The sequence below is a fragment of the Nonomuraea maheshkhaliensis genome, from assembly GCF_039529435.1.
Classification (GTDB): Bacteria; Actinomycetota; Actinomycetes; order Streptosporangiales; family Streptosporangiaceae; genus Nonomuraea; species Nonomuraea maheshkhaliensis.
The window spans coordinates 161,269-184,062 of the sequence record NZ_BAAAMU010000003.1; the positions used below are offsets into that span (position 1 = coordinate 161,269).

Annotated in this window: 22 protein-coding genes; 6 read left to right on the top strand and 16 right to left on the bottom strand. The window is 68.4% G+C overall.

Annotated features, from left to right (window positions below):
- Nucleotides 1-21 precede the first annotated feature (21 nt).
- The 3 genes from ABFX54_RS03695 (at nt 22) to ABFX54_RS03705 (ending at nt 2,646) form a co-directional block, all read left to right on the top strand.
- Complete coding sequence (locus tag ABFX54_RS03695) at nt 22-513, top strand: anthrax toxin lethal factor-related metalloendopeptidase (RefSeq protein WP_346101445.1); 492 nt, start codon at nt 22-24, stop codon at nt 511-513.
- Entirely contained in the window at nt 510-749 is a 240-nt protein-coding gene (locus ABFX54_RS03700) for a hypothetical protein (protein WP_346101446.1), read from the top strand. Before ABFX54_RS03695 ends, ABFX54_RS03700 begins: the two co-directional genes overlap by 4 nt.
- Before the next feature lie 1,189 nt (nt 750-1,938).
- Complete coding sequence (locus ABFX54_RS03705) at nt 1,939-2,646, top strand: class I SAM-dependent methyltransferase (protein WP_346101447.1); 708 nt, start codon at nt 1,939-1,941, stop codon at nt 2,644-2,646.
- A gap of 74 nt (nt 2,647-2,720) precedes the next feature.
- On the opposite strand, the gene ABFX54_RS03710 is transcribed toward ABFX54_RS03705, so the two are convergent.
- From ABFX54_RS03710 to ABFX54_RS03750, 9 genes are all read right to left on the bottom strand, one after another.
- The gene (locus ABFX54_RS03710; protein ID WP_346101448.1) at nt 2,721-3,266 is read right to left on the bottom strand and encodes a hypothetical protein; all 546 of its coding nucleotides are present in this window, start codon (nt 3,264-3,266) and stop codon (nt 2,721-2,723) included.
- Nucleotides 3,267-3,307: 41 nt separating this feature from the next.
- A complete protein-coding gene (locus ABFX54_RS03715) occupies nt 3,308-4,306 on the bottom strand; it encodes a hypothetical protein (RefSeq protein ID WP_346101449.1) in 999 nt (332 codons plus the stop codon).
- Complete coding sequence (locus ABFX54_RS03720) at nt 4,303-5,163, bottom strand: hypothetical protein (protein ID WP_346101450.1); 861 nt, start codon at nt 5,161-5,163, stop codon at nt 4,303-4,305. The genes ABFX54_RS03715 and ABFX54_RS03720 overlap by 4 nt, the downstream gene beginning before the upstream one ends.
- A 46-nt stretch (nt 5,164-5,209) precedes the next feature.
- Complete coding sequence (locus ABFX54_RS03725) at nt 5,210-5,872, bottom strand: DUF6262 family protein (RefSeq protein ID WP_346101451.1); 663 nt, start codon at nt 5,870-5,872, stop codon at nt 5,210-5,212.
- Nucleotides 5,869-8,424, bottom strand: a complete 2,556-nt coding sequence (locus tag ABFX54_RS03730) for a tyrosine-type recombinase/integrase (RefSeq protein ID WP_346101452.1) — start codon at nt 8,422-8,424, stop codon at nt 5,869-5,871. The genes ABFX54_RS03725 and ABFX54_RS03730 overlap by 4 nt, the downstream gene beginning before the upstream one ends.
- On the bottom strand, nt 8,421-9,554 hold the full coding sequence (locus ABFX54_RS03735) for a tyrosine-type recombinase/integrase (protein WP_346101453.1): 1,134 nt from the start codon (nt 9,552-9,554) through the stop codon (nt 8,421-8,423). The genes ABFX54_RS03730 and ABFX54_RS03735 overlap by 4 nt, the downstream gene beginning before the upstream one ends.
- Nucleotides 9,555-9,670: 116 nt before the next feature.
- Nucleotides 9,671-10,750: a tetratricopeptide repeat protein gene (locus tag ABFX54_RS03740; RefSeq protein WP_346101454.1), complete on the bottom strand. Its 1,080-nt coding sequence runs from the start codon at nt 10,748-10,750 to the stop codon at nt 9,671-9,673.
- A gap of 168 nt (nt 10,751-10,918) precedes the next feature.
- Nucleotides 10,919-11,842, bottom strand: a complete 924-nt coding sequence (locus tag ABFX54_RS03745; protein ID WP_346101455.1) for an aminoglycoside phosphotransferase family protein — start codon at nt 11,840-11,842, stop codon at nt 10,919-10,921.
- A 216-nt stretch (nt 11,843-12,058) separates the two neighbouring features.
- A complete protein-coding gene (locus ABFX54_RS03750) occupies nt 12,059-12,274 on the bottom strand; it encodes a hypothetical protein (RefSeq protein WP_346101456.1) in 216 nt (71 codons plus the stop codon).
- An 8-nt stretch (nt 12,275-12,282) separates the two neighbouring features.
- On the opposite strand from ABFX54_RS03750, the gene ABFX54_RS03755 reads away from it, so the two are divergent.
- A complete protein-coding gene (locus ABFX54_RS03755) occupies nt 12,283-12,726 on the top strand; it encodes a tetratricopeptide repeat protein (protein WP_346101457.1) in 444 nt (147 codons plus the stop codon).
- A 710-nt stretch (nt 12,727-13,436) separates the two neighbouring features.
- Here the strand turns inward: ABFX54_RS03755 and ABFX54_RS03760 are convergent.
- The 7 genes from ABFX54_RS03760 to ABFX54_RS03790 form a co-directional block, all read right to left on the bottom strand.
- Nucleotides 13,437-14,741 carry a cytochrome P450 family protein gene (locus ABFX54_RS03760; protein ID WP_346101458.1) on the bottom strand — a complete coding sequence of 435 codons (1,305 nt, stop codon included), beginning with the start codon at nt 14,739-14,741 and terminating at the stop codon, nt 13,437-13,439.
- Nucleotides 14,742-14,781: 40 nt separating this feature from the next.
- Nucleotides 14,782-16,050: a cytochrome P450 family protein gene (locus tag ABFX54_RS03765; protein ID WP_346101459.1), complete on the bottom strand. Its 1,269-nt coding sequence runs from the start codon at nt 16,048-16,050 to the stop codon at nt 14,782-14,784.
- Between the two features lie 8 nt (nt 16,051-16,058).
- Nucleotides 16,059-16,658 (bottom strand): GTP-binding protein, encoded by a 600-nt coding sequence (locus ABFX54_RS03770; protein WP_346101460.1) that lies wholly within the window; start codon nt 16,656-16,658, stop codon nt 16,059-16,061.
- Complete coding sequence (locus ABFX54_RS03775) at nt 16,639-17,007, bottom strand: DUF742 domain-containing protein (RefSeq protein WP_346101461.1); 369 nt, start codon at nt 17,005-17,007, stop codon at nt 16,639-16,641. The genes ABFX54_RS03770 and ABFX54_RS03775 overlap by 20 nt, the downstream gene beginning before the upstream one ends.
- Nucleotides 17,004-17,399 carry a roadblock/LC7 domain-containing protein gene (locus ABFX54_RS03780; RefSeq protein ID WP_346101462.1) on the bottom strand — a complete coding sequence of 132 codons (396 nt, stop codon included), beginning with the start codon at nt 17,397-17,399 and terminating at the stop codon, nt 17,004-17,006. Before ABFX54_RS03780 ends, ABFX54_RS03775 begins: the two co-directional genes overlap by 4 nt.
- Nucleotides 17,396-18,967 carry an ATP-binding protein gene (locus ABFX54_RS03785; protein WP_487047316.1) on the bottom strand — a complete coding sequence of 524 codons (1,572 nt, stop codon included), beginning with the start codon at nt 18,965-18,967 and terminating at the stop codon, nt 17,396-17,398. Before ABFX54_RS03785 ends, ABFX54_RS03780 begins: the two co-directional genes overlap by 4 nt.
- Nucleotides 18,968-19,122: 155 nt before the next feature.
- Nucleotides 19,123-20,046: a hypothetical protein gene (locus ABFX54_RS03790; RefSeq protein WP_346101463.1), complete on the bottom strand. Its 924-nt coding sequence runs from the start codon at nt 20,044-20,046 to the stop codon at nt 19,123-19,125.
- Nucleotides 20,047-21,089: 1,043 nt separating this feature from the next.
- Here ABFX54_RS03790 and ABFX54_RS03795 point away from each other — a divergent pair.
- The gene (locus ABFX54_RS03795) at nt 21,090-21,848 is read left to right on the top strand and encodes a DUF6879 family protein (protein ID WP_346101464.1); all 759 of its coding nucleotides are present in this window, start codon (nt 21,090-21,092) and stop codon (nt 21,846-21,848) included.
- Nucleotides 21,849-21,864: 16 nt separating this feature from the next.
- A complete protein-coding gene (locus tag ABFX54_RS03800) occupies nt 21,865-22,716 on the top strand; it encodes a helix-turn-helix domain-containing protein (RefSeq protein WP_346101465.1) in 852 nt (283 codons plus the stop codon).
- The last annotated feature ends 78 nt before the right edge of the window (nt 22,717-22,794 follow it).

The window sequence follows — 22,794 nt, forward strand, 5'->3', positions numbered from 1 at the left end:
CCTGCCTCTGAGCTCGTTCACGTGATCGACGACCTGGCCGAACTGCCTGCCCACATCGCCACCCGGCTGGCCGAGAATTACGACGCGATCTGGGTCGGTGAGGGCTCGGTGTGCGACCTTGACCACCTCGGCCACCTGCGTGGCCAGCCCGTCCGCCCGGGTGATCCGGCGTCTCCTTCCTGGGACGTGGTCCCCGGGCTCTGCACACCGAAACTCATCGCTCTCGGTACCCGCGACCATGTCTCCGCGAGCCTGGTGCACCACGAGATCGGGCACGCTCTGGACCTGCTCGATGGGTTGAGCGGCAGCGCGGATTGGCAGACGATCATGGGCATGGTGTGGAAGCATCTGACCCATCCGCGCTATCGCCACGGCGCTGAGTGGTTCGCAGAAGCGTTCGCGCTCGTGGCCACGCGGCAGGCGAGCCGCCTATTGCGCATGCTGGATGGTCAGGACAATCTCGCCGCGCTAGTCTGGACATACTTTCGGCGGAACTATGGGGTGGGGTCATGACCTGGACAGCGATCCGCGAAGAGGACGGATCTGTTCTGGTGCCGTTCCATGTCGATCGTGAGGGCTGGCACGCTGACGGCGCTGTGCGCCTGCAGAGCGGCGACCCGGAACACGGCCAGCACCTGGGCAGCACTCTCGACACGCGCGACCTCGCCGCAGATCGCGCCGGCGATGAAGAGCTGATCGCCAGGTGGGAACAGCAATACCCCGCGCTCCCGGCACGACGCAGCGCCTGATCGCCCCTCTTCCGACGCCAGCGCCGCAGCTGGCCTACGAGCCGCAGCTGGTGAGGGTGGTGACGCGCAGCGTGGCTTTGAGCGGCGGGGCAAGCATGGGATCTGTTCCGCTCAACACCGCGCTCAAGCCGACCGGGGTCGGCGGGTTCGCTCTGGATGACTTCGTCGTCCAGACCAGCGCCAGAAACGTCACCTGCCTGGCCGGGCACACCGCCTTGGTCGCACCCGGTGGCCGCTACCAGCAGCGCCGCGTGATCCTCACCGGGCGGCGCGCTGCCTGCCCGCTGCACGATCGGTGCACCATCGCCAAGACCGGCCGCGTGGTGACCGTCCGTCCGCACCGCGACCTGCGGGCCGCCGCCTGCACCGAGCCGTCACCGACCCCGGCTGGCAGGATGACTACCGGTGCTGGCGGCCCGTGGTGGAGCGCGCCATGGCCTGAGTGGTCGCCCGCGGCAACCGTCGACCGCCGTCAACGACCGCTGGCCGCACCACCGCTCCGCCGCCCTCAACCTCTGCGGCCTGGTCGACCTCGAGCTCACCAGACTAGCGGCATCTGGACTCTCGTCTCGATCACTGCATAACAAGAGAGTGAGTCAGCTTGTGCGGACCCACCCGCCACGTTCTTCAGGACGTTCCTGCTGCTCATCACGGTGGGCAACAAGACACCCCCGCCCGCGTGACGGCAGGGTGCAGGTACGGGACATGCTCGGCGATCAGGTGCTGGGCCCGCTACCGGCAAATCGGGCGGGATCTGCTCCTGGATACTGATGCAGCTGTCAGCCTGCGCGGGCGGTCCAATGGAGCAGGCTGGCTTGAGTGCTCTGCGTGTCAGGATGGCGGGTGCCGAGGAGGCGTTCGCGGATGGGCATCAGCTCGGCGAGCTGGTCCCGGGCGGTGGCTGCAGGGGTTATCTAGTGTTCTTGAGCGAAGTAGCAGGTCAGCCGCTCGAAGGTCTGTAAGGCACGTCAGGCAAGTAGGCTGCTCGCGTTCGTCGTGCCGGTGAAGGAGCAAGGCGTCCAGATCTCGAAGGCTTGATCATCGGCACGTCGTGGCCCAGCCTGGATCACCGGCGGTAAATCGCGCCGTCGATGATCAAGCATGTCTTTGGGGTGATGGCGTGACGAGTGGTGGACTGTTCGCAGGGACGAGTGCGTTTTATGCGCGGTTCCGTCCCGGCTATCCGAGGGTGTTCTTCGACGATGTGATCCAGCGCTTCGGCCTCGACGGTTCTGGACGTTTCCTGGACCTGGGCTGCGGCACCGGCCAGCTCACCATCCCGCTGGCTGACCATGTCGCCGAAGCAACCGGCATGGATCCCGAGCCCGACATGCTCACCGAGGCCGCCCAGCATGCCCTCGCCGCCAGAGTCGGCAACGTGACCTGGGTGCGCGGCGGCTCAGCAGATCTTCCAGGCCAGTTGGGACGATTCCGACTGGTAACCATGGGCCGCTCGTTCCACTGGATGAATCGCGAGCAGGTGTTAAAAGCGCTGGCCACCATGGTGGAAGACCAAGGCGGCCTGGTGATCGCCAACGACGGGTGCCTGGCGCGACCCATCACGCCCTGGCAGCACATCATCGAGGAAGTGCAGCACCGGTTCCTGGGCCCGATCCCTCAAGCCAGTGCCGGGACAGCAGCCGAACCGCACGAAGTGGTCCTGGCCCGCTCACCCTTTCGAGACATCACCCAAGTGGTTCACAAATTCAACCGATCATGGACGGTGGACCGAATCATTGGCTACCTGTATTCGACGTCGTTGCCGCTGCAGCAGCTGCTCGGCGATCGACAGCCTGACTTCGAGCGAGAGGTCACCCACGAGCTGCTGGCAGCCGAACCGGGCGGGCGTTTTGTCGAACCGGTGACGCTCCAAGTCCTGATAGCTCGCGCTCCATGAGCACGGGGCTTCTAGCCGGTCGTTCGGCGTGCGGCGTGTCCGGGACCGCTGCCATGGCGTGAAGGCGGCCCTGGTCAGCTCGCAGCCGGTTCGGTGAGTCGGGCTTCCAGGTCGGCGATCATCTGGGTGAGCAGGCTGGTGTTCTCTGGCCGGACCGCCTGCGGGCCGACCGTGTCGAGGCCGGCGACCTTGGTGATGCACTCCTCGGCGGCTTGGGCCATGGTGGCGAACTCCTTGCGCGCGATGGAGTGGGGGTTGGCGGCCTCGAAGGTGGTGGCGCGGTGCATGTCCTTCGTCGCGGTCATCGCCGCTCGTGCGGCGGACATGGCGTCGCGGGCGCTGAACTCGTCGCCGTGCCCGGAGCGCATGTAGCGGGTGGTCCAGACCCGGCGCCGATCAGAGTCGCGTCGGGCGGGGTCGGCTGAGGGCTGGAACCGTTCTAGGCGGTCGCCCCGGTTCGCCGCGATCACGCGGACGACTCGGACGGCCCGCCGCAGCCGGTGACCGTTCGGGAACTTGACCCCGGCCGCGATGTCGGCGTAGCTGACCTCGCGCCCGTGGTTGCAGCGCAGCCAGATCATCACGTCCGCGACGTCCTTCTCGGCCTGTGTGAAGCCCATCGTGTCGCGCTGTGGAGTCCGCCGGGATGTCTGCCGGCTGCTCATAGCAGCCCGCCGTTCTCGTCCAGGAACGCCGCCAGTGCCGCGTCGTCCAGAGCGGAGCCGGTGGCCAGGTCCCGGACGGCGGCGATGGTCGCTTCGGCGCCGTCGCAGAGCTCGGCGATGGCTTCGGCGCGATCGGCGGTGAAGCGGATCTGCTGCTTGTGCAGCAGCGCCAGCGCCCGCGAGGCGGCCATGCGGATCTCGGCCATGGCGTTGAAAACGTCCATGGACGCCTCGGCCTCGGACCCGTCGCGGGCCGCGCGGGCTTCGGCGGCCAGCGACTCCCGCTCCCGGTGCAGGTCCCCGGCGTCCTCGTTGTCGTATTCGCTCTGCCGCTGGGCGGTGACGTCAGCGGCGGCCGCGCGGTCGGCCGCGTCGGCGGCGGCCTGGCGGGCATCGAACTCCGCCAGGGCCTCCCGCACCGCCATCCGGGTCGCCTCGTCAGCCAGCAGCGCGGTCTTGACCGCCTTCGGATGTTCGATCACGTAGGTGATGGCCGCGGGGCGAGTTCCAGAGCTGGCCGCCTCCCGCTCGATCCCCTTGCGCCGCTCGTCCGAGATGGCCCGGGCGTCGAAACTGCGGTAGTAGCCCTTCTCGCCATAGAACGGATACTTCTTGACGTCGGGCAGTTCGACGTCCCGGTCCGGCTCCAGGGCCATCGCGTGGGGAACGACGCCTGTGTCAGCCAGGCGGTTCCAGGCTCGCCAGAAGGCCAAGACTCGCTTGGCGCTGGTCCTGGCCTCGGAGGCGAACTCCCGGGCGCTGACGCGCCGGAAACGTTTCGGCCCGAAACGTTTCGTGGACTCTTGTTCGGATCCGACGCCGTGGCCGGCGTCAGGTTCGACCCGCCGGGCGACCAGGTAGGCCATATGCCAAGGGCCTTCGAGCTCCAGCGTGACGAACTGAGCGATGTCCGCGCGCAGGGCATCCTCGCCGTCGTCGCGGACATCGCCCCCGTCATCGCCGACGGCCTGCTCGAGCGCCTCATCGCCCGTCACGCGGTCACGGTCTTGCGCGGGGCGCGGCGCTGCGCCGGGACGGCGACCGGGCGGATCGAGGTGGCCTGGCGTGCCCAGGTCATGAAGACATCAAGGTCGTCCAGCGCGACGGCGGCGTCTGCCTGCTGGGCGACATCCAGCCGCACCTGGCCCGGGAAGCGCTTGACGAGGCGTGTGGTCTGCTCGGCCAGGGCGAGGAGTCCGGCGACCAATGCGCCGCCGGTGCCTGCCGCCGGCCGTTCCGGGGGCGTCTGGGTGCCGCCTGCGGCTCGCTGCTCGGCCTGCTGGGCCTGCCTGGCTCGCTGCGCCTCGAACGCGGCGGCCAGCTCCTTGCGGGTGACCTGCTCGTCTTTGAGCAGGATCTCGACGAGCTGGTCGCGGTTGGGGCTGTTGTCCACCTCGGTGAGGTAGTCGATGACCTCGTCACTCTGGCGTGCCACCGGGTCCTTGGCCGCGGCCAGCGGGGGCGCCGTGCCCAGGACGGTCTGGTAGGTGGCGTAACCGACCCGGTCGATGCCCGCCGCCTTCGCATCCTTGATCAGGCGCAGCAGCTTGCTGTAGCCGGGGTCGAGGACCTGGCCGCCCCGCAGGCGCGCTCCCTCCCGCAAGACGGTGTAGGAGACGAACACGCCGCAGCTGTTCAGCCGCTCGCGCAACTCCGGAGTGACCGCCGCCGCCGTGGTCCGCCACTCCTTGGCGGTGCTCACCGACAGCCCGATCCGCTCGCAGAACTCCCCGAGAGCCGCGGCGTTGCCGGCCCACTCGGACGCCAGGAGGTCGCCGATCGCGAGCTGGTTGCCGCGGCAGGCGCTCATCAGGCTGCGGCCTGCGTCCACGTCGTCCTCTGTGAAACTCATGCGCACCCCTCACCGGACCGGACCAACAGATGAGCACGCAGTGTAATCAGTTGCGTACGATTCTGTTTGCAGAATCTTTGCCTGCCCTGTCAGCGTCCGGCTCTCCGCCACCTCCTCGGCCGCGACTGGCCTCCTTGATCATCTTCTTCAGGGCCCTGCGGGCGGCGGTCAGGTTGTCCTCCGATTCGGTCAGCTTGGCCTTCAGCTCCGCGTTCTCCGCCACCGCGGCGTCCCGCTCGGCGGCCAGGTGTTCGCCGTGGGCCAGCAGCTCGTTGATCCGCTCCGTCAGCTCCCGGGTGCCAGCTGTCTCCAGCGCCGCCCCGAGCCCCCGCTGGACGGCGGCCTTGAGCGTGTCCCGCTCGGCGCGCAGCTCCTTGAGCTGCGCGCGGGCCAGCTCCAGATCGCAGGCCAGCGACGCCGCTGAGGCGCTGCCCCCGGCGGTCGCGGCGCGCCGCGCCGCCTTGGCCTGCCCCGCCATCGCGGCCTCGACGTGCTCGCGGACGCCCGGCGCATAGACCAGCCAGGGCGACACCCCGGCCGCCCGGGCGACGCCGCGGAACGTGATCGGCTTCCTACCGGCCTTCAGCTCCTCCAGCGCGGCCATCACTTTGCCGCGTTTGACCTGGCTGTCCTTGTGCCGCGAGGCTCGCAGCACCTCGCCCGACGTGCGGCCTGAGGAGGGCCCAGAGGTGGGTGAGGGCCGGCTCACGCGCTCTCCTGCCCGCGTCGCCCCGGAAAGCCAGGCATGCCCAGTTCGGTGACGGTGCGGGCCTGTTTGGCCCGGACGATGCGCAGCACCTCGGTGGCCTCCAGTAGCTCGGCCCGCTCGTCTTCGGGCAGCTCCTTCAGCTTGTCGCGGGCGATGCCGGCGATCCTCTCCATCGCCTCGATGTTGTCGTCGAAGTTGCGGATCACAAACTCGTCGACCTCCCAGGCGATCGCCGTCTCCCGGTCTTCCCGCATCGCCGCGATCTGCTCTTCCATGGCCGGCAGGTGCGAGGGGTCGGGAGCGAAGAACTTGCAGGCGGCGCACTGGAAGCGGAGCACGCAGGCCTTCCCCCCGGCCCTGACGTTGCTCGGCTCGGTGCAAAGGCCGAACGGCACCGCCACCGACCGCGCCTCATAGGCGACGCCGGAGCAGGCCGGCCGAGCCTGCCCTGTGCGGTCAAAGCTGTGACGGCCGACCACCTTGATCGCCTCCCGCTTCCGCTTGAGGGAGACGGTGAAGTAGGAAGCCGTGGTGTTCGCCGACCGGTGGTCCATCAACTCGCGCAACACGTCGATCGACACCCCCGCATCCGCGTGCCGCTGACAGTAGGAATGCCGGAACGCATAGGGAAAGATCAACGAGCGGTCGAACGGCAGGCGCCGCCCATCCGGGCCGAACTCCTCGGCCAGCAACTGCGGGACCGCATCGGCGAAGGCCCGGATGATCGGCGAGATCTGCTCCGATTCCAGGTGCCGCACCTGCCCGAACTCACCCGCAGGCGGGAACAGGAACCCTTCCGACCCACTCGGCAACTCGATCGTGGCGCGGACGGCCAGCCAGGCGTGGACGGTGGTCACCGTCTCGGACGTGATGGGCAGCCGGCGCCCGTTGCGCAGGCCCTTGCCGTTGTCCCAGCGCAACTGCCAATCGTCCCCGTCCTTCTCCAGGCAGTCCACCGCCAGCTGCGCGATCTCATAGGGGCGGCGGCCGGTGTCGCGCAGCAGCTCATAGATTGCCACCGCCATCGCGTGGACCTGCCGGGCGGTCAGCCGTCCGTGGCGGATGCCCTGCCCGAGCAGCGCGGTGTGGTCGTTCAACTGGGCGATCACCGACTCCGGGATGGCCTTGCCGATCTCGTCCTCGTTCGGCTCGGGCTGCTTGATGACGTGGCTGGGATGCCGGGCGAAGGAGGCCGGCATGCCGTCCAGGCGTTCGGTGAGCCGCCCCCAGTCCAGCACCTTGAACCACATCGACAGCAGGTTGGACTTGTGCTTGAAGCCCATGTCGTGGCCGTCGGCCTTGATCAGGTGCTCAAAGCCCGCGACGACCGCATTCATGTCGGCGAACCCCAGCGCCGTGATGTCCAGCCCGCCGCCGGGGCGAGCGTCCAGCGCCCGGGCCGCGGTCTGGGCCGCCTTGTGCGCCCGGCGGACCTCGCCGGTCTTCGGCTTGCTCTCCTCGATCCAGGCCACCAGGATCTCCCGCAGCCAGCTCTGCCGGATCGTCGAGATGACCAGGTCACCGGGCCTGGCGGTGGGCTTGCCGCTCTTGCCCCGGGCGCCGAGATCGGCCAGGTCCAGCGTCGGCCGGCTCGCCGGGTCCACGCCGCAGAACCGGTCGAACGCCGTCCCCACCACCCGGAAGGTCTCGCGCAGCAGCGCATCGACGTTGGCCGTGGCCCGCTGGGGAAGCGCTCCGAGGCTGAACCCGGCGATCGAGGCGACCTGGTGTCTGGCCAGCACCGCGACCGACTGCCGGACCGCGGTCGGGTCCAGGCGCTGCCCCCGGGCGTCCCGCGTGGCCAGCGCGAACAGCATCTCGGAGCGCGCCAAGGGTTCCAGCGGTGCCAACGAGAACTGGTTGACGATCAAGAACGGGGCCTGACGGTCCAGCCAGGCCGCCTCCACCTCTTCCAGGCTGTCGGCCTTCAGCCGCCGGGTGTGCAGGTCGCAGATCCCCGAGCCCGGCCACCCATCGCGCGGGCAGCCGCCGATCAGACAGGCCGGGAGCGGCTCGTAGGGGGTCGCGGCGGCCACCCACGCCGCCAGATCATCGGCGCCCGGGCGCCGACGCAGCATGTCCTTGTGCCGGAGCGAGGCGTGCGCGGCGCACAACCCCCACAACGCCCCGTCCCGAGGACAGGCCGTGACCACGCAGGGGACGGCCACCCCGTCGATCACCCGGTTGCGGTCCGGGACGAAACAGGCCCGGAACTCCTCGACCGTCAGCTTCGACTTGGCGAACGCCTTCTCACACAGATCACACAGGACCTGGGTGCGCGAGATCCGGTCGCAGGCCGCCACCGTGCAGCGGTAGGCCACCGTGGACCGGTTGTCGACGTCGCCGGTGAACAGCCGCGTCGCCGCGTCCCATTCCCCGGGCCGCCAGGGCGACGGCGTGTTCACCGTCAGCCACTCGGTCCAGGCCGTGGCCTCCGCCGGCGTCAGTGCCCTCGGGGCCGCCCCGCCCTCGTCGGCTGGGCGGTGCAGAGCGATCACATTGCCGGCCACGCTGCCGACCGCGCCGTCAATCACGCTGTCCGGTCCGTTCACGACCGCGCCTGCCGTCTCGCGGCGGCCACCATCTCCACGGCCTGGCGCTTGTCGGAGTCGGTGACGTGGGAATACACGTCCTGCGATGAGGCCGAGACATGGCCGGCGATCTCCTGGACCACCCGACGGTCGACCCCGGCTCGCCGCATCTTCGTGATGGCGCTGTGCCGGAACATGTGAGGCCGGGCCCGGAACCCGGCGCGGGCGGCCAGGCGGCAGAACAGCTCGTAGGCGTTGGCGTACTTCATTGGCTCACCCAGCGGGGGGTGGAACAGGTTGACGAACACTAGGTCGGACCCCATGTCGGCCCCGGTGGCCTCGCCGACCTCGTCCCGCTCGTACTGGTAGCGCGAATACGCCTCGATCGTGTCGCGCTCCACCGGGATCGCCCGCGGTTGCCGCGCCTTGGCGAACGCGCCGTTGGCGTTCAGCCGCCGATGGACGTGGACGTGCGGCCCTTCGTGCCGGCAGCCCAGCACCCGGGAGTCCGGCAGCAGGTGCATGTCCTTGCGGCGCAGGCCCAGCGCTTCACCGATTCTCATGCCCGTTTCTGCCAGGAGTTGGATCAGGAAGGCGTCGCGGGCGTGCCGGGCCAGGCCGAGCAGCACGGCGATCTCCTCATCCGAGAGCCACTCATAGCCCGGGACCGCGACCCGGAACTTGATCGTGCGGGCCATCACCGTCCGGTTCTGGCCGTCCTCGCCCGCGTCAAACCCCGTGGGCAGATAGCGCAGATACTTCGGCTGGGTCAGGGCGTTGACCAGCGTCGGCGGCACCCATCCCTGCAGGCAGCACCACGACAGGAACTCCCCGACCGTCCCCATGATCTTGTTTGCGGTGTCCTCGCTGCGATACCGCGCCGTCGCTCCCGGCCGGCGCGAGCGCGGCCGCATCGGCTCGTCCACCAGCCACCGCATCATCGCCATCAGCTGCGGCAGGCTTGGGCTCGACCAGTCCACGCCGTGCCCCGTGCAGTACGACAAGTACAAGGCGATCCGGCCCGCGTACGTCTTCTCGGTGTTGAACGCCCGGCCCGCACCGCGCAGCCCCGCCAGGTACGCGCACGCCTCGACATGCAACCCGAAGTCCTCATCGACCACCACCCACCACTCCGACTCATCGGCGGTCACCGCCCGCTCAGGGCGGTAATACCGAGGCAGCGCACCTGACATGCCTGACATGCCTGAAGACCCCTAGATATCTGTGAGGCAAGTACGCGCCAACGTTACTTGACGAACATGCCTCACTACCAAGAGTCACCCAAGATAACATCGCCTGCCTCCCCTGTCCAGCGGGCGAGGTTGTGCCTGATGGTCAGCGTGTCAGGGTGATCGGCGCCCTGGATGCGTGTGATGGCGGGCAGGAGGGCCGCGTACTGGTCGCGGGCGGTGACAGCGTCCCCGGCTTTTCCCGCGCTGTAGGCGAGGTTGCCCCGGGCGGCCAGAGTTTCCGGGTGATCAGGACCTCGGACTCGTTGCAGAGCCGGCAGGAGAGCGGTGTAGTGGTCACGGGCGGCGGCCGCGTCCCCAGCTTTTCCCATCCAGCGAGCCAGGCCGGTCTGGGCGGTCAGGGTGTCAGGGTGGTCCCTGCCCAGCACGCGCTCGCGTAGGACGACGAGAGAGGCGTACTGGTCGCGGGCAGCGGCCGCGTTTCCGGCTTCTCCCGTCCAGCGAGCGAGGTTGGCTTGGGTGGTCAGGGTGTCCGGGTGGTGCTGTCCTACCACGCGCTCGCGAAGGGCCACGAGAGCGGCGTACTGGTCGCGGGCAGCGGCCGCGTCCCCGGCCCGACCCGTCCAGTAGGCGATGCTGGCTCGGGTGGCCAGGGTGTCGGGGTGGTGTTCCCCCAGCACGGCCTTCCGCAGGGGCAGCAGTGCGGCACACTGGTCGCGGGCGGTAGCGAAATCTCCTGCCTCGCCTGTCCAGCGGGCTATCTGGTGCCGGGTACTGAGCGTGTCGGGATGATGAGGACCCAGGACACGTTCGCGGATCGGAAGCAAGGCAGCGTAGTGGTCTCGGGCGGCGCTGGAGTCTCCCGCCTGTCCCGTCCAGTCGCCCAGCCGGTGCCGGGTGGTCAGCGTGTCAGGGTGTTCGGCGCCCATGATGCGCTCACTCACCGGCAGCAGCTGGGCGTATTGGTCGCGGGCCGCAGCCGCTTCGCCCGCTTCTCCCGTCCAGCGGGCAAGCTCGTGCCGGGTAGCCAGGGTGTCCGGGTGATCAGTGCCCAGGACACGTTCGATGACAGGGAGCACCCTGGCGAGCTCATCTCGGGCGGCGGCGACGGATCCGACCTTGCCGGTGTAGAAGGCGAGGTTGGCTCGGGCGATCAACGTGTCAGGGTGGTCCGGGCCCGCGGTTCGTGTCTTATCTAGGGTTGTTGGACCCTTTGAGCAGCTCAGAGGACGATGATCTCTTCTTTCACGTATGGCAAGTAGACCGCAGCATGCCAAGCATGGTCGGGTTCAGTGCGAAACATTTGAGGGTGGAGAGGCTGCCAATCAGCGATGGGCCGTTGCGATGAGGCGTCGTAGTGCGGCGTGGGCGGGTGGACCCCAGGTGGTTTTGCCCCCTGGGCGGCCGTGAACGCCGGCTTCGCCGATGAGCATGCCGCGGAAAGCGCGCAGTACTGCCCATCCGCGGGCGCGGCGCAGGGTCGCGGCGTCCGGAGCCGGTCGGTAGGCGGCGTGGAAGCGGTCGAGGGCGTCGTCTGGCAGCAGGGCCCAGGCGGCGGCAAGGTCGTAGGCCGGATCGCCGGCGAAGAGGTCGCCGAAGTCGATCACGCCGCAGATGGTGCCGTTCTGGGTGAGGACGTTGGCCGGATGCAGGTCTCCGTGGAGCCAGAGCGCGGGGCCTGTCCAGGCGGGCGCGGCGGCGGCGTCTTCCCAGACCGCGCGGACGGCGTCCGGGTCGGGGATGAGCCCCCTCTCGGTGGCCTCAGCGAGCTGTCTGGCGAACCCCGTATGGCAGTCGGCCAACGGCGCTCCGCGGCCGCCCTGGCCGGCGGAGTCCACTTGATCGGGGGCGGGTTGGTGAAGAGCAGTCAGGAAGGCGGCCAGGGCGTCGGCCGCCTCCGCGCCGCGTGTGACGGGGGCGTGGTCGGCGGGCTCGCCCGGCACCCAGGTGGTGACGATCCAGGGCCGCGGGAACCGCGCGGAGGGCTCGCCGAGACGCTGCGGGACAGGAACCGGCAGTGGAAGACGCGGGGCGAGGGCGGGCAGCCAGGCGTGCTCCTTGAGCAGTAGCTCGTCCGCGGTCTCCCCCATCCAGGGCAACCGGACGGCGAGGTCGTCGCCGAGCCGCCAGAGCTGGTTGGCCCAGCCCCGCGCGCCGAGCCTCACAGGGTAATCGGCCAGGTCGGGGTGCTGGTCGAGTAGCAGTTGCCGTACCAACTCCGCGGTGATCTCGATCTCGGTGTGCGCCATGCGGAGCAACATTAGCCGGGTGTTGAGAACCTCAGATCCCTCACTCTCGGGCCAGGAGGGCCAGGGTTTCGAGCGCTTCCCAGGCCGTCAGATGCCGGTCAGGGTCGGTTTCTGTCTGCGCGCAGCTGACCTGCTCAACATGCCGTACGGACCTCTAGATACTGTGCGCCAAGTAGCCGCTAACACTACTTAAAGTACTTGCTGCACGGCTGAGAGTCACCAAAGATAACTCATGGAGATCCTGGCGCCGTCTCCCGACTCGCCGGTGTTCTCGCCGCCCAGGGCAGGACGGACGAGGCCATCACGCTGCTTGCCGCCCACGCCGGCGACGCTAACCTCGCCCGGCAACTGGCCAACCTGCTGGCCAAGGACGGGCGGATCGACCAGTTGCGCGCAGCCGCTGACGGCGGCAGTCGAGATGCATCCTGGCATCTGCTCGAATGCTCGCCGAGCAGGGACGGGAGGAGGAGCTGCGCTCCCGGGCCGATGACGGAGACCAACTCGCCGCCCAGGGCCTGGCCCGCGTGCTCGCCGAGCAAGGGCGGGTTGAGGAGGCCGTCGCCGTCATCAACAGCATCCCCCCTAGCCCCGAGGACCATCCGGCCTACGGACTGGCTCATGTGCTCGGCAAGAACGGTCACGTGGACGCGGCCCTCGCCATCTTGCGCAGCCGCGGTGACCAGCGGAAGCAGGTCGACCTGCTTGCTCGTCACGGCCGCGCCGACGAGGCCATCTCCCTCCTACGCGCCCGCGCGGACGCCGGCGATGAGTACGCGTCGCGACAGCTGGCGGATCTGCTGGTCGAACAGGGACGGATGGAGGAGCTACGCGCCCGGGCCGAGCAAGGAGACCCCCACGCCGCTCGACGTCTCGCCCAGCCGTGAGGGCGAGGAACCTCCGCAACCCGACTCAGTCGATCCCTGCTAAAGGGGTCAAGGCGCCGAGATCGCCGAATGCCCACAGGAGCGTCTGGCTATTCGCACCGTGCTCTGAGAGCCAGTCAACATGCCTTACATGCCTGAAAAGATCATCTCCCTCTGACATGCGAGAAGAGTCCAAGAACCCAGATAACCATCGCTCCTTGGCCAACATCGCCCGCGCTCAGCACCACGGCGCCGCCACCGGCATGGAAGACTACGATGGCTGCCGATCGGACCTCATTCCCTGGCCGGGAGCCAAGGGGCCGTGGGTGGCAAGGCGAGCCCTGGTTGTTGGAGGACATACGGACGAAGTCCGTTCCGTTGTGTGATGAGAGATAGATCTCTGCACCGTCCCGGGCCCCTTTACAAAGTAAGTCAACGCGAGGCGGAACGACGACTCGCGAGCCTCCCTCACTGGGGCGGAACAGAGGCACGCCAGATGTCACCGCGATCGGGCGACGGTGGTGAGAGCGTGCCCGCGCAGCGTCGACTCTGCCAATCGCCAGAACGAACGGCTAGCAGACCGTCCACGCCCGTGATCAGCGATTCATTCAGGCGGCCCAGACTCCCATAGCTGAGGGGGCTGCCCACCGAAGCTGTCTGGTGCATAGCCTGCCGGCTCCGGCGCTGGCGAGGTCGTCTCCCGGGTCGCCGGTTGTCGCCTCGATGGTGTGTCAGGCGGGTGTCCCGGGGTTGAGGATTACCGGGAGGGCTTGAACAGAGTTGGAGAACAGGGACGCGATGGGCGTGAGGGTGCTGTCGGGCACGGCGAGCTGCATGGCCGGGAAACGGGTGAACAGGGCGGACAGCGCCAGCGCGGCCTCCATCCGCGCCAGTCCGGCACCCGGGCAGGCGTGAGGGCCGCCGCCGAAGGCCAAGTGCCGGACGTTGGGGCGGGAGATGTCGAAGAGGTGGGCGTCGTGACCGAAGTGGTCGGGGTCGCGGCCGAGGAGGCTGTAAGGGGCGAGAATGGCGTCACCCGCTGGGATGGTGACGCCGGCGATGGTGATGTCGGTGCGAGGGTAGCGGGCCATGAAGTTTCCGATCGGGGCATCGACGCGCAGGGTCTCTTCGACCACGGCGGTCCAGGTGCGGTGCGGGTCGGTGTGAGCGCGCTCTTGTACGGTGATCAGCTGGCCGGGGTGGGTGAGCAGGGCGCGGATGGCGTTGAGGAGCAGGCTGACCGTGGTTTCGTGCCCGGCGGCGATCATCAGCCACAGTGTGCCGACCAGCTCGTCGTCGGTGAGCGCGGCGTTGTCGTGGCGTTGAATGGCGATCAGGTCGCTGGCCAGATCGGGTCCGGGCTGTTCCTGACGCAGCTGGACGATCTGGCCGAGAACACGGTAGATGTCGGCTTGTGTCTGGATGACCTCATGGGGTGGCGTAGTGGAGCGGAAGATGGACTCCACGAGTTGGCGCAGCACAGGGCGATCGGCTTCGGGAACGCCGACGAGTTCACAGATCACCTGCATCGGGATGGGGTAGGCGAAATGCTGGCGCAGATCGACGATCTCGGCGTTGCCTGCGTACGTGGACAACGTGTCGACGACGTCGCCGATGAGGGTGGTGATGCGGGGGCGCATTTCTTGGAGACGGCGGGCCGTGAGATAGCGGGTGACCGGCCGGCGGAGCCGTTGATGTGCGGCGCCGTCCGCGGTGACCATGTTGGTGACCTTGAGCATGCCGGTCAGGGACCAGTCGTCGGGGATGACGCCGTTGCGCACGCACGTCCAGGTGCGCCAGTCCTTGCTGACGTCGGGGCTGTTGAGCACGTCGAGCAGGAGGTCATGGCGGGTGATCGTCCAGGCGGGGACATTGCCGGGCAGCAGGACAGGGACGACCGGGCCGGCGGCACGCAGGCGAGCCGCTTCCTCGTGGTGGTCGGCGCCGGTGGGATCCAGAGTAATGACGGGGATCTGATCGGCCGAAGAGGTGTCGGCTCGGCGGGCGCTGGGGGTGGGCTGGTGGTGAGCGGGCATGGGCTCCTCCGGAGGTAGGGAGAGGCGAAGCGCCTTGTGGTCACGCGGTGGCGGGCGGTGGGGGGAACACGACGGGCAAGACGGCAGGGCAGCGCGTCCATGGTGAAGGGCGCAGGGGAATCTGTGCTGGGTCGATGTCCAGTTTCATGCCGGGTAGCCGGGTCAGGGCGGTTTCCACGGCGGCGCGGGTGATGACGCGCGCTGGGTCGCGGGAGGGGCACTGGTGGGGTCCCATGCTGAAGGCCAGGTAGGAGCGGTTGCCCAGGGACACGGCGGATTCGCCGCTGGTGCGGATCTGCGGGTCGCTGTTGGCCGCTGCCAGGCCCAGGACGAGGGCATCGCCGGCGCGGATACTGCGGCCGCCGAGTTCGGTGTCGCGCAGGGCAAAACGGGTCGGCATGTGTGTCATCGGCGGGTCGCGCCACAGCACCTCGTCCAGCGCTTCGTCGATGCCCAGGCGGCCTCCGTTGACACGGCCGGCCAGGCGGGGGTCTGTCAGCATCAGCCTTAACGTTTGCGCGATCCAGATCAAGGTCGTCTCGTAGCCGGCGCTGATCATGACGACCATCGACTGGAGGATCTCGTCGTCGTTGCGCAGGTTCGGGTGGGTGATCAGCGCGTGGGTCAGGTCGTCGGCGGGCCGGGACCGGCGTGCGTGCATGACGTTGGCCAGGATGGCTTCGAAGTCGGCGTTGCCGGCTTGGGAGTCGTCGCCGCTGCCGAACAAGGCCATGAGGCCGGCCAGCAACTGGAAACCCGTGCGGGTCTCGATACCGAACAAGCCCGCCACCGCCAGCATGGGGATGCTGGCGGCGTATTCGGAGATCAGGTCGGCCTTGCCGCGGGCGGCGAAGCCGCTGACCAGGTCCGTGCACAGGGATTCGACGGATCGGCGTAGCCGCCGCGGGTCGATGTGGGAGACCAGGTCGTCGAGCGGGGCGCGCAGGCGCCGATGCTCGCGGCCGTCATGGCCGATGACGTTGGCGCGCCAGAACATCATCGGGCCCAGTCCGCTGTCCTGGGCGACGATGCCGTTCTTGAGGTCGCGCCAGTTGCGGGCGTCGCGAGAGTACAGCGCCTCGTTGCTGGCGATGATTTTGATGTCGGCCCAGCCCATGACGAGCCATCCCCGCACTCCGGGTTCCAGCTCCACAGGGGCCACCGGGCCCCAGTCGTTGCGCAGGCGCTGATAGAGCACGGCCGGGTCGGAGGATGCGGTGATCTGCGAGAGCGGCATCAGCCCCGTGGTGCAGCTGGCGCGTTCGGTCGTGGCAGGGGTCGGGTGTTCGGTCGGGTCGCCGGATGGCATGCGCGGTCCTAGAAGGGAGCGGGGGCGAGGGTGGTCACATGTTCGACGAGGGTGATCAGCGCCTGCAGGGACGATTGACGGCTGCGGGCATCGCATGTCATGAGCGGTGTGCTCGGGGGCAGATCAAGGGCGTTGTGCAGGGCGTCGCGGGGGTAGGGCTGGCTGTCGGGAAAGACGTTGACGGCTACGGCGAACGGCAGCCCGCTGAAGCCTTCGAGCTGGTCCAGCACGGCGAAACTGTCGTCCAGGCGGCGGGTGTCGACGAGGGCGAGCACGCCGACGGCGCCGTAGGCGAGCCCGTCCCAGACGTTCCAGAAGCGGTGCTGGCCAGGTACGCCGAACAGATACAGGGCCAGCGCCGGTGTGACGGTGATGCGGCCGAAGTCGAGCGCGACGGTGGTTTCGTGTTTGTCGGGCAGATGGGTGAGGTCATCTACGCCGACGCTGGCCTGCGTCATCGCCTCCTCGGTGCGTAGGGGTGTGATCTCTGACACCGAGCCGATCAGTGTGGTCTTGCCGACGCCGAACCCGCCGACGATAAGGATCTTCGCAACCTCGTGCACGCTGTCGGGCAGATGCCTGTAGCGGTCAGAGTTTCCGGAGGCCATCGAGTAACTCCTGCAGCAGTCTCGGGTCGGGACGCCCGGCTTGAGGAACAGGGGAACGGGCGCGCAGGCGTCCGGAGTCGATCAGGTCGCATGCCACGATGGTGACGACACTGACCGGCAAGCGCAGCCGGGCAGCGGCTTCGACCAGCGGATGCAAGCGGACGCACATGGCCAGCAGGTCGCGCTGCTCCCGGGTGGCCGTCAACGGCAGCGCGGGCCCGTCCGAGGCGGTCATCAGCAGCGTGTCCACGCCGACGGTGTTGCGTGAAGGGCTGACGCGTCCTGCTGTCATCACATACGGCCGCACCGCTTGGTCGGTGTACTCCGGCGGCACGGCGGGCTCGTTCATGGGGCCGATGGGTTGCGCGCTGGTGTGCTGAAGGTCTGCTCGCCCAGGCGCTTGATCACCGTCTGCATCTGCTGCGACACCAGCCGGGGGTCGACGTTGGAGTTCACCACGACGGCGAGCCTTGAGCCCTCGCCGGCGACGCGGACGAACAGCCAGCCGCCCTCGTACTTGGCCATGACCTCCTGCACGGCGCAGGAGCCGGTGCCGTGAGCGCGGCCCACTTGAAGGCACAGCGACATCAGCCCGGAACACGCGGCGGCGAGCCGGTCCACCTCGTCACGCGGTGTTGCCTCGGACCAGATTTTGGCCAGGCCGTCAGCGGTGGAGACCACGACGTGGGCTACCCCGGGGGTCTCGACGACTTCTTCGATCATCCATCTGTTGTCGATCATGATGGTTCTTCTTTCTGTGCGGCGGGGTGGTGCAGGTGGGCTGAGGGTGGTGGGGAGGCTGCTGGGCCGATGCGCCCCCCGTCGAGGTAGCGGGTGAGGAATTCGGTAGGGTCAGCTCGCTGTTCGGCGGCGGGGACGGGTGGGGCAGGCGGACGCGGGTCGCTTCGCGCCGCGCTGCGGCGGGGGGAGCGCCGTTGGGGCAGGCCGTCAACCGCGCTGGCCGCGGCCCCGGCCGGTGTGTGGAGACTCGCTGCCGCGGCTGCGGTGCGAGCGCTGGCCGGCGCTGCTTCGGTGGGAACGGGCGAGACGAAAGCGTGGGGGGACGTGGTTGGAGGAGCGAGAATCTCAACGAGTTCCTCCGGGACCAGCACGACGGCGCGCACGCCGCCGAAGGCCGAGTGGCTCAGGCTCACACGGAAGTTGTGGCGGTGGGCCAGCATGCCCACCACGAGCAGCCCCGTCTGCAAGGCATCCACCATGTCTTCCAGCTCGGGCAGCCGCTCGCCTGAGGCAATGGCGGTGTAGGTGGCGAGCCGGTGCTCATCGAGGCCGACGCCGCCGTCGTCGATGGTGATCACAGCGCCGCGCTGTACCTGCCGGACCTCGACCTCGACCAGGGTGGTGGGCGGGGAACACGAGGTCGCGTTCGCCAGCAGCTCGGCCACCAGATGGATGAGCTGCTCCACCACCGAAGCTGCGGCGGCCAGGGTGTGGTCGCCGATCACCTTGACCCGGCGGTAGTCCACGATGCGGCCTGAGGCGGCGCGGACGACCTCGACGAACGCCATCGGGTCCGGCCACTGCTGACCCGGCCACTCGCGGCAGAGCACGGCCAGGCTCTGCGCCGCACGTGCTTGCTGGGCTGCGGCATGGTCGATGCGCATCATCGTTTCCTGGACGAGTTCGTCGCTGATCCGGGCGTCGGCCAGGCGTGTGGCGGACTCCTGGATGCGATGAGCAGAGGGCTGCACGCGCCGGGCGAGAGCGACCAGCACCTGCCGCAGCGCCTCGTGGCGGTCGGCGTGCTGGGCATCACGTCGCGTGATCTCTTCCCTGACGACCTGCACCACGCCGTGGAGCGCCTCGGCGATGTCGTCCCCAGCCCGGGGCTCGGACGGCGCGTCTGGAATGGGAGCGCCCCTGACCACCGCGGCGATTCGCTCCTGCACCAGATGGGTGGTCAGGCGTTGCACGGCCGACGTTTTGTCGTCCCAGGCGTCGCGCCACTGCTGGTTGAGCTCGCGGGCCTCCGCACGAAGGGCGCTTTCACGCGCGCTAGCGGACGTGCGCAGCTGTTGGTGCGCGATGTGCAGGCGTTTGAAGTCGGCGAGCACGCGTCGCTGTTCACGCTCTCGCAGCACGGTCAAGGCCAACACGATGACCCCAGCGACAGCGGCGGAGGGCAAGGCGATCCTCAGCAGCGGCGAGGCGGTCTCCACACCGATGACGGCAATCGTCGCCCCGACGGTGCACACCAGGGTGAGCGCGGCGACGAGCACCGTTATGGGGCCGAGCCGGCCCGCCATGATGGGCGGCGGCGGGGGAGAAGAGTTCGTAGTCATGATCACCTGAAAGAGGGGAGAGGACAAAGGGGGTGGCTGTCGGCAGGGTCGGGAAGGGCCGGCATCAGCAGGCCGTACCCTCCCCTTGGACAGCCGGCGCGCAACCAGACGCTCTGCTCAGCTTTGCTCGGCTGGCTCTGTTCGAGGCCGGCAGCGGTGGTTCAGGCGAGCGGCCTGCGGAATCGTTTTGCCCGCTCATGCCGCGCGCCCTGTACGGCGCGCTGCAGATCGTGGACGACACGCCATCTGAGCTGCCCGCCGTGCTCCGTCATCTGTGGCCACACGAAACAGGCGCCGTCGGTGAGGACGATCAGGCCCTGGCAGGCCCACACGGCGCTCACCCACGGGTTGATCGGGATGGCGACGGAGCCGACATCCTTGTGTGCGTCGAGCGCCGTGGCGAGGGCCTGGCCAGCGCGGTGTGCGGGCGAGGTGCGTTCTGCCGGGCTGGCCAGCTCGACAGACAGATCATGAAACATCAGCGCGCCCTTCGCCAGGGCCTCGCACGCATGCTGCAACTCTGGATGCCAGCGGGCAGCAGGCAACGCGGTCGATGCGGTTGCCGGGCCGGCCGGCTCGTACACGCCCGCCACGGGATCGTTGTCACCGGCGGACGCAACGAGGGCGCGCTGGCGGGCAGGTTCGTCCGCCAGCCGAGCGGGGCTCGTGGTGACCGCGGACACCACCGCGGTCACCACTGCGGCCGCGCAGTCGTGGGCGTTGATGTGCCGCGACGGACGATCAGGCCGGGGAGAGCCGCTCGGAGGTGAGACGTCCTCCTGACCCCAGGTGAACGAGCCCTCTTCCCAACGGGCCAGCGGCGAAGCGCCGGCAATCAGCAGACGAGGCGAGCCGTTGCGGAAGACGATCGACGCGCTCACGCCGCGCTCGGCCAGTGCCGTACGCACGTCCATCAGCGCGGCCATCGGTGCCTCGCCGGGCATTGCGAGCGCGGGCGAGAGGCTCGCCGCTTGGGCGAGGGCGGCGGCAGGGGCGGTGGGATCGATGCCCCAAGGTCTCTTCTCGCCCTCGGTCAGGAGTTCGTGCGGCGGCTGGGGCGTGCTGGTGGGTGCGTCGGCGTTCATCACTGCTCCGGACCGGGGGTGAAGGCGCAGCCGAGCTTGAGCGGGCGGCGGCTAACAGGGTGAAGAGGCCGCTGCCGCGCAAGCCTGCCGACGGCGCGGCCGGCGGTCACCACCGCGGTGGCAGGCGAAGGCCGCCTTTTCTCCCGCCGTGGCGGGTTAGGCGGCTGACGCGACGGAGCCTTCACGGCCCGGAGGGTCTCTGGCGTGGCCGTCGGCTGGTTGCCGGCGGGGAGGTGCAACTCGCCGCCGCTCGACCGGGTGCTCTCGTGGCCGATCGACCGGTTCACCACGGCGGCACAAAACGTTCCCGCTCTCCTGGCGTGATCAGCACGGCAGAACTCGCCGCCAAGACTGGCTCCGCCGTCACCGGAACAGGAGCCGGGCACCGCGGCACAGGCGCTCAGCGCGCCGATCACGTGATCGGCCACCGGCATACTCCAGAAACCGCCGGGGCAACCGAGGCCGGCCCTGTAGGTCGTCATGGTCGGATCTCCGATATTCGATGTGCTGGCTCACGCCGCTGCGGTGGCGTGACCGAACGTCATCTACTTCTCCAAGGCGTCACGCTGCCTGGAGGCTGGGCTACCGGCCGCGGACGACGTCGAGTCCGCTTGCGGCACCGGCGCGCTGTTCACCTCCGGAGGAGAGTTACCCCGCCCCACCGTGCCCGGGCCGCTCCCACGCCGGAGAGCCATCACAAGCCGCAGGGCCACGTCGGGGTGAACGCGGCCGAAATTCACGAGCCCGGGGCTGGGAGATCCCCCGTCGACTCCGAGAGACGGAAAGACGATCCCCGCCTCATCCAGTGCCGCCCTGGCCTGTTCCACCACCTCATACGGGTCGACGTCCTGCGGCTCATCTGCCGTTGCCATGACGGCAACCGTATGAAGCGAGGCGAGGAGCCGCCACCGGAGTTTCCCGAAGTTCCTCATCTAGCTATGGAAGTTCCCCGATGTTCCCCATAAAGTTGACGGGACGGCGTCCGGGGAGGGCCGGCTTCGGGCGAAGCTGGTGAGGTCATCCCCCAGCGAAAGGACCAGTTCATGGCGCGACGCCTGCGCTTCAACGGCACGAACAGCGGAAATGACGGCTGCCCCGCAGTACATGAAGACATCGGTACAGGCGAGATCATCGTGCAGGGCCCGCAGCTCATCGACCCCGCGGACGTCGCCCAGCTTCAGCATCTGAGCGACGGCGAGGTAGCGATCGTGGTGCCCCGCGACCTACTCGTGGATTGGGGGCCCAAAGACGTGACCCGCCAGGCAAAAACCATCGACCTTGACGCCTTCGCCAAGTTGTTCACCACCTTCCGCCACACCGCATGGCGTCTGGAAGCACGAGGGCGCTACGCTTCCGACGAACTGACCACGACCTACGCCCAGTTCACCCGCAACGAACCCGTCGACTGGGACGACGTCGATGCACAGTGGTGCGCCAACCGCCGCACGCAGGCGGCACTCGGCAAGCGGATCGAGCGTGTTCGCATCGTCGACCAGCCGCCGACGATAGGGCAGCTCTATCTGCTCGACAACGCACGGCGTAACAGCGCCGTCGGCGAGACGATCATGAACCTCTGGCGCAGGGATGCCGAGGAGCTGAACCTGCCCGCCGAAGACTTCTGGATCTTCGATTCGCGGCTCGTCGCGCGGCTGAACTTCGATGAGGCGGACAACCTGGTCAACGTCGAACTCATCACCGAGCCGGCCGAGGTGGTGCGGTACTGCATGGCACGTGACGCCGCCATGCATCACGCCATCCCGTACGAGAAGTTCGCGGTCGCCCTGACCACGAAGGAGCAGTAGAAACAGGTGTGTACCGGTGAGCACGGACTATCAGCAGGCACGCGAAGCGCTGGGCATGCGGCTACGGGAACTTCGGCTCACCGCGCCTAACGGTCGGCTCACCGGCACACAGCTCGCCGCCCTGTGGGGATGGCAGAAATCGAAAGTGAGCAAGCTGGAAAACGGACGCACGACGCCTACGCCCGATGATCTGCGGATGTGGGCAGAAGGGACCGGTCAGCCCGAAGTCTACGACGAACTGCTCGCCAGGCTGCGCGGCTTCGAGTCCCAGATTCGATCATGGCGCCGCCAGCTGGTCGCAGGACACAGGCCCGTGCAGGACGCATTGAATGCGGAGTACGCGGCGACACGCACCTTTCACGTCTGGCAGGGCGCCATGATCGTCGGAATTCTTCAAACGCCAGACTACGCCCGGTCGATCTTCACGCGGTATGCGGAATTCCAGCAAGCCCCGCGCGATACTGAAGAAGCCGTGCAATCACGGGTGCGACGGCAAGAAGCGCTGTACGACTCGACGAAACGATTCCACATCATCATGTGGGAGGCCGCGCTTCGCGCCCTGAACTGCTCTCCCTCAATATTGGCCGCCCAACTCGACCGTCTTTCCGGGGTCATCGGGCTGAGCACAGTGGAGCTGGGCATCATCCCACTCTCTGCGTCCTTGAAGATCCCCCCGGCCACTGCCTTCTGGATCTACGATGATCGGCGAGTCATCGTGGAGAATTGGCACGCAGAATTGTGGATCGATGACGCCGAAAGCATATCCTCCTACCTTCGCGCATGGAAAACGCTGCGCGAATCAGCAGTGTATGGCGGAGATGCCCATAACGTGATAAATGAGGCGCGGCGTTCGCTGCATGTACGGTGACCGGAGTCGTCCCCGATTGTTGGCGCGCTCAGGCATACACTCCTGCAGGCGCCCGGCGTCGTCCGCCCGGCGACGCCG

Excerpts from the sequence above, each read along its gene's own strand:
- ABFX54_RS03700 (WP_346101446.1), top strand. The coding sequence starts at position 510 with ATGACCTGGACAGCGATCCGCGAAGAGGACGGATCTGTTCTGGTGCCG.
- ABFX54_RS03710 (WP_346101448.1), bottom strand. The coding sequence starts at position 3,266 with ATGGGCTTCACACAGGCCGAGAAGGACGTCGCGGACGTGATGATCTGG.
- ABFX54_RS03720 (WP_346101450.1), bottom strand. The coding sequence starts at position 5,163 with ATGAGTTTCACAGAGGACGACGTGGACGCAGGCCGCAGCCTGATGAGC.
- ABFX54_RS03745 (WP_346101455.1), bottom strand. The coding sequence starts at position 11,842 with ATGGCGCACACCGAGATCGAGATCACCGCGGAGTTGGTACGGCAACTG.
- ABFX54_RS03750 (WP_346101456.1), bottom strand. The coding sequence starts at position 12,274 with ATGCCAGGATGCATCTCGACTGCCGCCGTCAGCGGCTGCGCGCAACTG.
- ABFX54_RS03755 (WP_346101457.1), top strand. The coding sequence starts at position 12,283 with ATGCTCGCCGAGCAGGGACGGGAGGAGGAGCTGCGCTCCCGGGCCGAT.
- ABFX54_RS03760 (WP_346101458.1), bottom strand. The coding sequence starts at position 14,741 with ATGCCCGCTCACCACCAGCCCACCCCCAGCGCCCGCCGAGCCGACACC.
- ABFX54_RS03765 (WP_346101459.1), bottom strand. The coding sequence starts at position 16,050 with ATGCCATCCGGCGACCCGACCGAACACCCGACCCCTGCCACGACCGAA.
- ABFX54_RS03770 (WP_346101460.1), bottom strand. The coding sequence starts at position 16,658 with ATGGCCTCCGGAAACTCTGACCGCTACAGGCATCTGCCCGACAGCGTG.
- ABFX54_RS03775 (WP_346101461.1), bottom strand. The coding sequence starts at position 17,007 with ATGAACGAGCCCGCCGTGCCGCCGGAGTACACCGACCAAGCGGTGCGG.
- ABFX54_RS03780 (WP_346101462.1), bottom strand. The coding sequence starts at position 17,399 with ATGATCGACAACAGATGGATGATCGAAGAAGTCGTCGAGACCCCCGGG.
- ABFX54_RS03790 (WP_346101463.1), bottom strand. The coding sequence starts at position 20,046 with ATGAACGCCGACGCACCCACCAGCACGCCCCAGCCGCCGCACGAACTC.
- ABFX54_RS03795 (WP_346101464.1), top strand. The coding sequence starts at position 21,090 with ATGGCGCGACGCCTGCGCTTCAACGGCACGAACAGCGGAAATGACGGC.